The sequence below is a fragment of the Flavobacterium sp. CAN_S2 genome, from assembly GCF_015752255.1.
Taxonomy (GTDB): domain Bacteria; phylum Bacteroidota; class Bacteroidia; order Flavobacteriales; family Flavobacteriaceae; genus Flavobacterium.
On record NZ_JADOVA010000001.1, the window covers coordinates 196,786 to 209,531 of the forward strand.

11 protein-coding genes are annotated in these 12,746 nt (G+C 33.2%); 5 read left to right on the top strand and 6 right to left on the bottom strand.

Going from position 1 to position 12,746, the window contains the following annotated elements; all coding sequences use genetic code 11:
- Window positions 1–24 precede the first annotated feature (24 nt).
- The 4 genes from IWX80_RS00850 to IWX80_RS00865 form a co-directional block, all read right to left on the bottom strand.
- Window positions 25–1,494, bottom strand: coding sequence for a lipopolysaccharide biosynthesis protein (locus IWX80_RS00850; protein WP_196851774.1), 1,470 nt, complete (start codon window positions 1,492–1,494; stop codon window positions 25–27).
- Between the two features lie 36 nt (window positions 1,495–1,530).
- Entirely contained in the window at window positions 1,531–2,823 is a 1,293-nt protein-coding gene (locus tag IWX80_RS00855) for a glycosyltransferase family 4 protein (protein WP_196851775.1), read from the bottom strand.
- Between the two features lie 65 nt (window positions 2,824–2,888).
- Window positions 2,889–5,297, bottom strand: a complete 2,409-nt coding sequence (locus IWX80_RS00860) for a YfhO family protein (RefSeq protein ID WP_196851776.1) — start codon at window positions 5,295–5,297, stop codon at window positions 2,889–2,891.
- A 48-nt stretch (window positions 5,298–5,345) separates the two neighbouring features.
- Entirely contained in the window at window positions 5,346–5,627 is a 282-nt protein-coding gene (locus IWX80_RS00865) for a DUF4834 family protein (protein ID WP_196851777.1), read from the bottom strand.
- A gap of 124 nt (window positions 5,628–5,751) precedes the next feature.
- On the opposite strand from IWX80_RS00865, the gene IWX80_RS00870 reads away from it, so the two are divergent.
- Window positions 5,752–6,687 carry a transporter gene (locus IWX80_RS00870; RefSeq protein ID WP_334682174.1) on the top strand — a complete coding sequence of 312 codons (936 nt, stop codon included), beginning with the start codon at window positions 5,752–5,754 and terminating at the stop codon, window positions 6,685–6,687.
- Window positions 6,688–6,708: 21 nt separating this feature from the next.
- Window positions 6,709–7,827: a GTP cyclohydrolase gene (locus IWX80_RS00875; RefSeq protein WP_196851778.1), complete on the top strand. Its 1,119-nt coding sequence runs from the start codon at window positions 6,709–6,711 to the stop codon at window positions 7,825–7,827.
- An 89-nt stretch (window positions 7,828–7,916) separates the two neighbouring features.
- Here the strand turns inward: IWX80_RS00875 and IWX80_RS00880 are convergent, their stop codons facing one another.
- Together IWX80_RS00880 and IWX80_RS00885 are read right to left on the bottom strand one after the other, a co-directional pair.
- Complete coding sequence (locus IWX80_RS00880) at window positions 7,917–8,387, bottom strand: hypothetical protein (protein WP_196851779.1); 471 nt, start codon at window positions 8,385–8,387, stop codon at window positions 7,917–7,919.
- Between the two features lie 110 nt (window positions 8,388–8,497).
- Window positions 8,498–9,760, bottom strand: a complete 1,263-nt coding sequence (locus tag IWX80_RS00885) for an aminotransferase class I/II-fold pyridoxal phosphate-dependent enzyme (RefSeq protein WP_121364754.1) — start codon at window positions 9,758–9,760, stop codon at window positions 8,498–8,500.
- 287 nt (window positions 9,761–10,047) lie between these two features.
- On the opposite strand from IWX80_RS00885, the gene IWX80_RS00890 reads away from it, so the two are divergent.
- The 3 genes from IWX80_RS00890 to IWX80_RS00900 all read left to right on the top strand — a co-directional run bounded on the left by IWX80_RS00890 (window position 10,048) and on the right by IWX80_RS00900 (window position 12,729).
- Entirely contained in the window at window positions 10,048–11,331 is a 1,284-nt protein-coding gene (locus IWX80_RS00890) for a DUF2157 domain-containing protein (RefSeq protein ID WP_196851780.1), read from the top strand.
- The gene (locus IWX80_RS00895) at window positions 11,321–11,881 is read left to right on the top strand and encodes a GDYXXLXY domain-containing protein (RefSeq protein ID WP_196851781.1); all 561 of its coding nucleotides are present in this window, start codon (window positions 11,321–11,323) and stop codon (window positions 11,879–11,881) included. Before IWX80_RS00890 ends, IWX80_RS00895 begins: the two co-directional genes overlap by 11 nt.
- A 62-nt stretch (window positions 11,882–11,943) precedes the next feature.
- The gene (locus tag IWX80_RS00900) at window positions 11,944–12,729 is read left to right on the top strand and encodes an NYN domain-containing protein (RefSeq protein ID WP_196851782.1); all 786 of its coding nucleotides are present in this window, start codon (window positions 11,944–11,946) and stop codon (window positions 12,727–12,729) included.
- Window positions 12,730–12,746: the final 17 nt, after the last annotated feature.

Genomic DNA, 12,746 nt, shown 5'->3' on the forward strand with positions numbered 1-12,746 from the left:
TTCTTTAAGAATCAAAGAAAAATACTAAGACTTAATTTTTAATTTCCTAAAAACAACATCAATAGCTTGATTGATTTCGACAGAAATAACCAATTTGTAATTAATATAAACGTACAAAAGGGTTATTAAAACCGATTTCAGTGCAATATTAATCATAGGAATAAAAGGAAATTCCCAGAAGTAAAACATCAAAAACAACAACAGTGTTATTGCCAGAGAATACAATGTTTGTTTTGTAAATGGATATAAATGCAATCGTTTCACCACAAAAAGCAACTTGGCAATACTGTATAAAGTTATCGATAATAAAGTAGCAAATGCCGACCCCATAATACCGTAAAGAGGAATAAATATTGCATTAAAACCAATCGCAACAACTACTAGGAAAACCCCTAAAAATAGTACTGCCCGATAATACTTTGTATTAAAAATAATAGCATTGTTATTCCCTAATATTAAATCAAAATATTTAGATAATCCAATCATAAACACAACTAAAATTCCGCCGCTGTATTCTTTAGGAACAATTTCATACAACTGATTGATATTGACAAAAATGCCCAACATCACAAAGCCACCAACGACTTGTAAATTTATTGACGTCTTTTTGTACAAAACATTCAACTCCTCGAATTTGTTATCATGCATCAGTTTTGCAGTAATAGGATAAACAATTTGATGCATCGCCCGACTTGGGACTGATATTACCAAAGCAATAAAGGTTGCAATTGAATAATAGGCTATATTTTCGATAACCATATACTGATTCAGCATTATTTTGTCACCATCCAAAAGCAAATTAGCCACACTGCCAGATAAAATAATATAAAAAGTATACTCCATCAAACCTTTTACGTTATGCGGAATTGCAAATTGAAAACTTGGTCTTTTGATATAGAAAGCATATCCCATTGTAATAATCAGTGCCAAAAAATAAATACCAGCCGTAATGTAAACAAAATCTACAACCGTTATCCATTTATAATAAACACCAATCAACGCCAATAACGAAAACAACCTCAATCCTACTTCTTTGACAAAATTCCCAAAAACCGAATGCATGTGAACTCTGGCCCAAGCGTAAAAAATTTCGAAATAAGCCATACACAATCCGATAAATGGAATCAGCCAAATAAAATCCTTGACCACCGGATTTTTCTTTGAAACAAAGAATAAAATATCATCGAAGAAAATATATCCAATCAAAATTAAAGGAATCGATAAAAGTAACGGAAACAAAACGGTAAAAGATAAAAAACGAGATCGCTCTTCATCCGTTTCATATTGTGAATAAAATTTTACTAACGTATTTTGCATTCCTATTGCAAATAAAGGCATGATAACATTGGCAACAGAAAGTATATAATTTGTTAAAGCATAATAGGTAGCGCCCAAAAAAATAGGGTACAAATACAACGTATTTATGGCACCAATTCCAAAACCCAAATAGGTAATTATCGTATTCTTTAATGATTGATTTAATACTATTCCCATTATTTTATCATTGCGAGGTAAGAAGAAACCACGCTTTTAATTTAAACTTTTAAGCAATTCAACCAATTGTTTGGTTAGATTTCTTCTGGAATAGTTTTGTAAACCAACTCCATTAGATTGTAATTTCCCTTCCAAAAACTGATTATAAAAGTCCAAAATTACACTTTTAAGTTTCACTTTCTCCGAATAATCAAAAAATACGCCTGTATTGGTATTCGTAATAATTTCTGCAAAGTCAGAATCCTTTGGTCCAATGGCAATAATTGGTCGGTTTGAAACCATATATTCAAATAGTTTCCCTGGAATGATGCTTTTAGTATCTTCAGAATTGATTTCGATAAGTAATAGGACCTGCGACTTTCTTTGGTATGCAATGGCTTCTGCATGAGAAATATAACCCAAATTATTCAAATACGGTTTTAACCCAAATTGAGAAATGGTTTCTAAAACTTCCTGACTAACCGCTCCAATAAGTTTTATTTCTAAATGCGATTTGAAATCAGGAATCTCATTTGTCAGTTCAATTAAACTTTCCCATAAAATCGAAGGATTTCTTTCGGAAAGAAAAGAACCAATATGTGCTAAACTAAATTTAGTATCTAATGTTTGTTTTTCGACCTGTTCCGTATCGTACCCATTCGTTATTACCGCAATTGGTTTACTGGTAATCGCTTGAAATTCAGTTTTGGTAGTTTTACTGGTGACTATAATTGTGTCCGCTGTATTCAAAACCTGATGCTCTAATGCTTTGTGTTTTTTAGCAGCAAAACTGGATAGTCTCAATGATTTATGATAACCAATAGTAGTCCACGGATCACGGAAATCGGCAAACCACTTCAAATCTAATTTTTGTTTTAATTCTAATCCAATAAGATGCAGACTATGCGGTGGTCCGGAAGTTATAATAGTATCGATATCATTGTCTAAAATATATTTCTCCAAATAAGCAACCGATGGTTTTACCCAAAAAACGCGCGCATCCGGAATAAAAAGATTCCCGCGAATCCAAAGAAAGGTTTTGTCCAGAAAAGATTGCTTTTTCTGATTTGGAATAATTCCTGAACTGATTTTTTTGGTCTTATTTTTCGAAAGAAAAGAAGCCAATTGATAGGGTTCAAATATTTTCTGTTTCAAAATAATCGCTTTATCCGAAACTTCTTTAACCAAATTTTCATCAATAATAGGATATGTAGGATTCTCCGGAATATAAACAATAGGCTGAACGCCAAAGTCTGGTAAATATTTAACAAACTTAAGCCAACGCTGCACACCTGGCCCGCCAGCCGGTGGCCAATAATAGGTAATTATTAAAATTTTGTTTGGTTTCAAGTTCAAGGATTTGCTTTTAATACGATAATTTAAAATCTAAAATCAAAATTCGTTAATTAACAATCTTAAATCTTTTTCTTTCTTTCGAAATAAATCCCGCCAACTAAAAGCAACAGCATTCCTACTGAACTAATCAAAGTTATGGTGCTTCCGGTTTTTACGACTTGCGGCTCAAACTTAAATTCTATCGTGTGTTTTCCTGCCGGGATTTGCAATCCTCTTAAAACGTAATCAACTCTAATGTGATCTGATTTTTTACCATCGATATATGCATTCCAGCCTTTTCCATAATACATTTCGGAGAAAACGGCTAAACCTTCTTTTGCGTTTTCCGAAGTATATTTTAAATAATTAGGTTTATAGTTTTCTAAAGTTATAGTCGCTGAACTGTCTTTGGCGAAAGCCGTATTTTTAATTTCAAAATCTTTACTATTTACAACCGCCATATTTTTAGAATCCAAACTATCCAACGCTTTCATCTCTTCGTCAGCAGAATTGACCAATTTTACTTTGCTTACAAACCAAGCATTTCCGTTGGCATTTGGGTTTGAAGTTGGAAATTCTTTTCCTTCTTTATTAGTTTGAATCACATATTTTACGTCCAGCATATTAAGGATTTCCATATTGTTATTGGCAATTTGGTAATCAAATAATTGCTGCATTCTTCTTGGTTTTACGGCACTGTAGCCACCAATTGATTTATGAAAATAAGAAGCTCTAGCACTGGATAAATTCCCTGAAACCTCAAATACTCTATAATGTGAGGTATCTTTTAGAATCTCAACATCCGAAGGCGACTCTTGAAAAGGTACTTCAACTTGACTTCCGCTAACAAAATCTTTACCTGAAACGTAGTTTTTATCTACAAAAAACAAATCAGAAACCATCAATAATCCTACGATTATAATAGCCGTATTTTGGGCAAATCTGTCCTTAATTGCTAACCACAAAACTCCTGCAGTTACCAAGATAAAAAAAGCGGAGCGCAATAAATCAGCGCTATACAAACTCATCCTGTCTTGTTTTAATGCATTTACAAAATCCGGACCGTACGTTTCTTGAAAATAAGCATCATTTCCACCAGAGAAACTGAATAAGCTTTTGCTAAAGAACAAGATTACAATGACTCCAAAACCCAAAATAGCTGTTTCATACAAGGCTTTCCATTGTAATTTTTTATCCAATTGAAAGAAAGACTGTAATCCCATAATAGCCAAAACTGGAAAACACAATTCAAGTATAACTTGGATGGAAGATACCGCTCTGAACTTATTGTACATTGGAACATAATCGATAAAAAAGTCTGTCAATAAAGGGAAATTTTTTCCCCATGAAAGTACTAATGCAACGACAGCTCCCGAAAGAAATACATATTTTATTTTGCGTTTATCAATGAATAAAGCCAAGATTCCCAAGAAGAAAACTACCACTCCTATATACGCCGGAGCCGCAACAATAGGCTGATCGCCCCAGTAAGTTGGCATTCCTGAAACAAAATCAACAGCTTGGTCTTCCGGCACGCCCTGACCAATCATAAATTCGAACATATTGCTATTCCTCCCTACAGCTTCATTATTAGAACCACCAAAAAGTCGAGGTGCTATAAGATTGAAACTTTCGGTTATTCCATAACTGTATTCCGTAATGTAATCATGCGTCAGCGCACTGCTATTTGTATTTTTTGAACCATCAGGATTGAAACTCAATTCGCTTTTTCCACGTGTACTGAAATCTGCATATTCCGCTGTGGCCAATAAATTAGTTGCATTTGCACCAAGCGAAAAAATTCCTGCAACCGCTAACGTCCCAAAAGAATACAACAGCGATTTATATTCCTTTTCTTTGATTTGCTGATAGATAAAATACCCTGAAAGAATCAATAAGAAAATCAATAAATAATATGTCATTTGGAAGTGATTCGCATTGATTTCTAGTGCTGTCGCAAAAAGCGTAATCAAACCTCCCAAAATATATTTTTTTTGAAACACCAGAATAAATCCGGCAATAACGAGCGGCATATACGCAATTGCATGCGCTTTGGCATTGTGACCAACTCCAAGAATAATAATTAAATAAGTAGATAAACCAAAGGCTAATGCACCAAAAAAAGCTTTCAAAGGATCCACTTTTAAAACGAGCATCAAACCATAAAACCCAAGAAAATACAAAAATAAGTAATCTGCTGGACGAGGTAAAAATCGCAAAGCATCATCTAAAGTGCCAATGTAATCGTGTGGGTACTTTGCTCCTAATTGATACGTCGGCATTCCACCAAAAGCTGAATTAGTCCAATAAGGTTCTATATGATCCGTGGCTCTAAAGTCATTTTGCTCTTTGGCCATTCCGGTATATTGCACAATATCCGATTGAAAAATTTGTTTTCCTTGTAATACAGGATAAAAATAAAGAACAGAAACGAGTACAAAACCAAGTATGGCAAGGGCGTGCGGATAGAACTTATTTATTATTTTCAATTTAAAAAAGTTTGGATTAGAATAAAAAACGTGCAAATAACGACAAATTTAATCTATTTCTTCGTAATCAACGTAATCTCCCACTTTTTTGGTTTCGCGTGGGTTTTTAGCATTTGCGGTATTGTATATTACTTCATCCTTACTTTGTGTTTTTTTCCAAGTATTGTCTTGCGCATATTGCTGTTGCTTCTGCATATTTTCACCTGCTTTTTGGACTACTTTTTTAACAATTAATGGCAAAAATAATTTCGCTAAAAATCTAAAAATATAGTAGAAAGCGATCATATAAAATATTGCTTTTATAAAACCAATGAAAGAAGCTGTTTGCATATAAGTGTAATTTTTTTCAAAATTAATAAATCAACCGTTCAAAATTAAAATATCTCTCTTAAATAAATAATAAAATATAGTACATTTGAAAAGCGTTATTACTTTTTAACTCAAAAAAAATAATATGTCCAAAATCAAAATCTCACTTATCGCTGCAGTTTTAATGATTCCTGGTATTCATTATGGCCAACATACTGATCAAATAAATTCGAACAGACCTGGAGAAACGATGTCGGCTTTCGCAGTTGGAAAATCAGTAATACAGCTAGAAACAGGCGTTTATGGTATCAAACAAAATCATAGTTTGTTGAATTATGATGCCAATGGTTTTGGAATTGACGCCACCTTACGATGGGGATTATTCATGGAAAAATTAGAATTGATTGCCGACATACAATACCAAAACGAGAAATACACAACCTTATTCAATAGTTCAAAAAGAGCAGACTTCAAGCAAACAGTTTTAGGAGCTAAATATTTGATTTACGATCCTTTTAAAAATTACGAGAAAAAAGTTAATATTTACAGCTGGAAAGCCAACAGAGCTTTCAATTGGCGCCAACTAGTTCCAGCAGTTTCTGTATTTGCCGGAGCCAATTTCACCATGGCAGACAATCCGTATTCCTTTTCTGCGGAATCCAGTATCTCCCCAAAAATAATACTGATAACTCAGAACCATTTGGGTGACGGAAGATGGGTTTTTGTAACTAATATCATAGCCGATTATATAACCACTGATTTCCCAAGTTATGGTTATGTATTGACATTAACCCGAGGATTTAATGATAAATGGTCCGGTTTCGTGGAAAATCAAGGCTTTAAAAGTGATTTTTACAGCGATGCAATTGTTAGAGGAGGCGCCGCTTATTTATTGAATAAAGACATGCAAATTGATGCTTCGATTAGTACAAGTTTGAAAGATACACCTTCTGCCCTGTATGGCGGAATTGGTTTTTCATGGCGTTACGATGCTAATTATAAAGAAGTACGCATAAATATAGACTCCGGTGATTCTGGAAAAAAAGCCGAGAAAAGAGCAAAAAAGACTAAAAAAGGATAAACATAGAATTTCAAAAAAAGAATGATTACAATACAAGAAGCAAAAACAAAAAGTGAATTAACTGAATTCGTCAAATTCCCTTTTTCACTATACAAAAACAATAAAAACTGGGTTCCGCCACTAATTAGAGAAGAAGTTGAAGGATTTGATAAAACTAAAAATCCCGCTTTCGAAACTGCTGAAGCGTATTTTTATATAGCTAAAAGAAATAACGAAATAGTAGGAAGAATTGCTGCAATTATCAATTGGAGTGAAGTAAAAGACCAACAAAAAATGAAAGTTCGTTTTGGCTGGTTTGATGTTGTAGATGATATTGAAGTGACCAAAGCACTTTTAGAAAAAGTGTATGAATTAGGTCGAAAAAATAATTTAGAATATGTTGAAGGTCCGATGGGATTTTCAAACTTGGATAAAGTTGGTGTGCTTACCGAAGGTTTTGATGAGATGGGAACGATGATTACGTGGTACAATAATGCGTATTATGCAACTCATTTTGAACAATTGGGTTATGTTAAAGAAAAAGAATATATCGAAAGTAAATTTCCTTTTTCAAACGTAAAACCAGAATTTTTTGAAAAAGCAAATGATTTGGTGAAAAGAAGATATCAACTAAACCCGCTTAATTTTAAAACCACCAAAGAAGTAATGCCGCATGTAGATAAAATGTTTGATTTATTCAATAAATCTTATGCTTCCTTATCTTCGTTTGTAGCTATTTCAGACACACAAAAAGAATATTTCAAGAAAAAATACATCAGTTTCATCAATCCTGAGTTTATCAAATTTGTGGAAGACAAAGACCATAATATAGTTGCTTTCAGTATTGTTATGCCTTCTTTTTCTGAGGCGATACAAAAGGCAAAAGGAAAATTATTCCCGTTTGGATTCCTTCATTTGCTTAGAGCAAAAAAACAAAGTAAGGACGTGATTTTTTACCTTATTGGCGTGCTGCCCGAATACCAAAATAAAGCGGTTACAGCCATTATATTTAAAGAATATTACGAAACTTTTAGAGAAAAAGGTATCATCAATTGTTTCAGAACTCCTGAATTAGCTGATAACGCTGCAAGCATCAATTTATGGAAACATTTTGATCCTCAGATTCACAAACGCAGGTGTACTTATAGAAAAGAATTATAAGAAAATTGCATTTTTCAGCAAAACTAAAAATCCATCAACGTCATGCTGATGGATTTTGTATTTTTAAATATCACATGTTTTTAATACAATCACATTTTACAATCTACTTTTGACAAAACTACATTTCCATCAAATTTTAATTGTTTTTTATCCTTGAAAGTCACTTTTCCTTTATTGTCATCAACAACATCTCCAAAACCTTCAACGTAAGAATCACCTTTTTTCAAAAAAGCAACTTCGCGCACTGAAGAAGTTCCTTCGGACATGAAAGTATAATCTGCAAAAAGCGTATCACCTTTCAGCTCCCCAACAAGTGTTCCTTTATTTTTATCTTTCTCATAAAAATTATAACTTAAGTTTCCTGAGGAAAGCTGACCATTTTTTATATTCAAAGTCAATGAAATAGTGTCTTTTTTAAGGATTCCACGGTAACATTCTTGCGATTCTGGTTCTTCTACAACAATTTTTTCTGAAGCACCAGGTTCTTCCGTTTTCATTTCTTTTTTACAAGAAACAAAAACAGTCATAAAAACGGCACCCAATAAAATTACTTTTTTCATATATTTCAATTTTAGTTTACTAAATATACGACTTCTTGATGGAATACAATTCAAAAAAAAATCCATCAGTCCGAAGACTGATGGATTTGTATATAAACTTTATTTCTTAATTATGCATCTAAATCAACCGTAGTTCTGCTTGCGATTTCTTTGTACGTTCCATTTTCAAGTTTCTCACGAATGGCTTCAAAAGCAGTTAATGTTTCATCAACATCTGATAAAGTATGAGACGTTGTAGGAATCATTCTCAACAAGATAATTCCTTTTGGAATTACAGGATAAATCACAATCGATAAGAAAATCCCGTAGTTTTCTCTTAAATCATTTACCATAATCATTGCTTCTGGTACACTTCCTTCAAGGTAAACTGGAGTTACGCAAGTATTTGTATCTCCAATATTGAAATTACGCTCTCTCAATCCGTTTTGCAACGCATTTACATTTTCCCATAATTTATCTTTTAATTCTGGGTGATTACGCAACAATTCTAATCTTTTCAAAGATCCAATTGTTTGAATCATTGGCAATGCTTTTGCAAACATTTGAGAACGTAAATTGTATTTCAAATAATCAATAATGTCTTTGTCAGCAGCTATAAAAGCACCAATGTTAGCCATTGATTTAGCAAAAGTAGAGAAATATACATCAATACCATCTTGGCAACCTTGCTCCTCACCTGCTCCGGCACCTGTTTTTCCAAGTGTTCCAAAACCATGCGCGTCATCAACCAACAAACGGAAATTAAATTTTTCCTTCATGGCAACAATTTCCTTCAATTTTCCTTGTTGGCCACGCATTCCAAAAACACCTTCTGTAATAAAAAGAATTCCTCCTCCAGTTACTTCAGCTAATTTTGTAGCACGTTCCAAGTTTTTTTCCATACTGGCCAGATCATTATGACGGTATGTAAAACGTTTTCCCATGTGCAAGCGAACTCCGTCAATAATACAAGCATGCGCATCTACATCATATACAATTACATCATTTTTAGTAACCAAAGCGTCAATTGTTGACATAATTCCTTGGTATCCAAAATTCAATAAATATGCCGACTCTTTCATTACAAAAGCAGCCAATTCATTCTCTAATTGCTCATGATATTTAGTGTGACCGCTCATCATACGTGCTCCCATTGGGTAAGCCGCACCGTATTGTGCTGCTGCTTCCGTATCTGCCTTACGCACTTCCGGGTGATTAGCAAGACCTAAATAGTCATTCAAACTCCAATTCAAAATATCTTTTCCACCAAACTGCATTCTTGGACCCAACTCACCTTCCAATTTAGGAAAAACGAAATAACCTTCAGCTTGTGAAGCCCATTTTCCTAATGGTCCTTTATTGTTTTGAATCCTTTCGAATAAATCTTTTACCATAATATATCAAGTAATAATTTTAATTTTAAGAAGTTGCAAAAATAATTATTTAAATTTTATAATGGACTTGAAAGCAAATTTATTTTTCAGGCTTTATGTTATTGTCTCTCTGGAACTAATTTCCACTTTATAATATATGATTTGTGAGACTATGAAATAGTGCGTAATTTCTTGGCATGGTAACGAAAAATGAACTAATGTTACTTAAAAAGGATTATACTAAAGCGGAAGCTTCCAGTGGTTTTCAATGATAAACATTGTATATTTGATTCATAGAAACATAGTTTATGTCTGACAAAATAGCAAATGAACTGGAAGAACTACTCCAAGCGAATGTAGTGACTACAGAAACCGCCGAAAAAATACGCGAATATTTCCACCAAAAAAAAGAAGAAAATCACAACAGACTCTCTTCTATTTTTGGAATTTTGGGAGCTATACTTGTTGGACTAGGAATTATTCTTGTTTTCGCTCACAATTGGGACAATCTTTCCCGATTAACTAAAATAATCCTGTCGTTCCTTCCGCTTCTTATAGGTCAATTATTATGTGGTTATTCTATTTTAAAAAAACCTGAAAGCACTGTTTGGAAAGAAACTTCGTCCGCTTTTTTATTCTTTGCCATTGGCGCAAGCATTTCATTAGTCGCTCAGGTTTATAATATTCCGGGAGATATTAATTCCTTTATTATTTCTTGGATGCTATTGAGTTTACCACTGGTTTATCTGCTTCAATCCTCTATCGTTTCACTTTTATATATTGCAGGAATTACGTATTATGGCTGTAATGCTAATTACTTTACCTATCCAAGTATTCATTCTTATTTGTATTGGTTGCTGCTTTTAGGAATCGCTCCACATTATTATCAGCTTGTAAAAACCAAAACAATAAGCAACTTTACATTGTTTCACAACTGGTTTATTTCTTTATCAATTGTAATTTGCCTCGGTACTATCGCCGATAAAAATGGACATTTACTGTATTTGAGTTATATGAGTTTGTTCACGATTTTTTATTTCATTGGAAAAACGTCATTCTTTGACAAACAAAATTTAAAAAACAACAGCTTTCTGATTATTGGAAAACTAGGAATACTTTATCTGTTGCTGCTTTATAGTTTTAAATGGTTTTGGGATAAATCTTTTTACAAAACGGATTCAATTTCAGAAACATTGCTATCGATAGAATTCATAATTGCTTTACTACTGACAGTCCTTGCTGCAATACTATTTTACAAGAAAAACAGTAAAACAAATTTTAAGGAAATTCCTCTTTTAGAACTTGTATTCTTGATGAATATATTTCCTCTTATTAGCGGCTATGAGTTTTCAATAGTGGCCAATGCAATCGTATTATTCATTGGCATCTTCGAGGTCAAACGAGGCATTAAATTAAATCATCTGGGAATATTAAATTTTGGATTACTCCTTATTACTATTCTTATTACGTGTCGTTTTTTTGATACGGATTTAAGTTTTGTCATTCGAGGGATTCTATTTATAACGATTGGTTTAGGATTCTTCTTGGCTAATTATTTCATCCTTAAAAAAAGAAATAGAAATGAAAAGTAAGAAAATCACACTCCTAATTTTCATATTGGTTGTTATAGCTCAATTTTACGTTCCATTGCAAATGATATTCGATCAGGAAGATATCATAAAAACTGGAACCGAATTCAAATTCAAGACGGCTCCAATAGATCCTTACGATCCGTTTAGAGGGAAATACATTACTTTATTTTTTAAAGAAAGAGAAATCACGGTGCAAAACAATCATAAATGGCGTAGCGGTGAAACGGTTTTTACAACACTCAATACTGACAAAAATGGGTTCGCCAAAGTCCGTTCTATTTCTAAAATTAGACCAAAAAATAACGAATCGTATATTAAAACGAAAATTAGTTTAGGATATCCAAACTCCAAAATAATAATTGACTTTCCTTTCAATCGGTATTATATGAATGAAGATATTGCGCAAAAAGCCGAGAAAATCTATCAGGAATTCTCTATCAAAAAGAAAAACGAAACGTACGCTTTAGTATCTGTAAAAAATGGAGAAGCGGTGCTGAAAGATGTTCGTATCAATGAAGTTTCCATTAAAGATTTGGCATCCAAAAAATAAAAAAATACAATTCAAAAGAATAATCTGTACCTTTCAAGTACGAAAATTAACAACATTACAAAATGTCACAAGATACTATAGAATTAAAATTAGCCGTTCTCATTGATGCTGACAATGTTCCATACAGCAATGTCAAAGGGATGATGGAAGAAATTGCTAAATTTGGTACACCAACCACCAAACGGATTTACGCCGATTGGACTAAACCAAATGCTGGCGGCTGGAAAAGTGTTTTGCTGGAACACGCCATTACTCCTATTCAACAATATAGCTATACCGTTGGAAAAAACTCTTCGGATTCAGCGATGATTATTGACGCTATGGATTTATTGTATTCTGATAAAGTAGATGGTTTTTGTATTGTTTCCAGTGATTCTGATTTTACGCGTTTAGCCATTCGATTGAGAGAATCCGGAATGAAAGTCATTGGAATAGGCGAACAAAAAACACCAAACTCATTCATTGTAGCTTGCGACCGTTTCATCTACATCGAAGTTTTAGATGGCGCCATTAAGAAAAAAGCAAAAAAACGTACTTCAGACACTAAAAAACCTGTTGGAAAACCTATTGAAAAACCCGTTGAAAAATCATTAAACAAAATAGATTCAGATACAATAGAGCTTATTGAAACCTCCATAGAAGACATCTGTGATGATGATGGCTGGGCATTTCTAGGAGATGTGGGAAACATGATTGTAAAGAGAAAACCAGAATTCGATCCAAGAAATTATGGTTTTGCTAAACTTACTCCTATGCTCAAATCATTGACTGATATATTAGAAATCGACGAAAGAGATTCTGATAAAAAAGGAATCAAACACGTTTATGTGCGATTGCGTTTTAGTTAACATTCCAGCTGGATTAC

Coding starts and splice junctions, on each gene's coding strand:
- IWX80_RS00885 (WP_121364754.1), bottom strand. CDS start 9,760: ATGGTAAAAGATTTATTCGAAAGGATTCAAAACAATAAAGGACCATTA.
- IWX80_RS00865 (WP_196851777.1), bottom strand. CDS start 5,627: ATGCAAACAGCTTCTTTCATTGGTTTTATAAAAGCAATATTTTATATG.
- IWX80_RS00895 (WP_196851781.1), top strand. CDS start 11,321: ATGAAAAGTAAGAAAATCACACTCCTAATTTTCATATTGGTTGTTATA.
- IWX80_RS00850 (WP_196851774.1), bottom strand. CDS start 1,494: ATGGGAATAGTATTAAATCAATCATTAAAGAATACGATAATTACCTAT.
- IWX80_RS00870 (WP_334682174.1), top strand. CDS start 5,752: ATGTCCAAAATCAAAATCTCACTTATCGCTGCAGTTTTAATGATTCCT.
- IWX80_RS00890 (WP_196851780.1), top strand. CDS start 10,048: ATGTCTGACAAAATAGCAAATGAACTGGAAGAACTACTCCAAGCGAAT.
- IWX80_RS00900 (WP_196851782.1), top strand. CDS start 11,944: ATGTCACAAGATACTATAGAATTAAAATTAGCCGTTCTCATTGATGCT.
- IWX80_RS00875 (WP_196851778.1), top strand. CDS start 6,709: ATGATTACAATACAAGAAGCAAAAACAAAAAGTGAATTAACTGAATTC.
- IWX80_RS00880 (WP_196851779.1), bottom strand. CDS start 8,387: ATGAAAAAAGTAATTTTATTGGGTGCCGTTTTTATGACTGTTTTTGTT.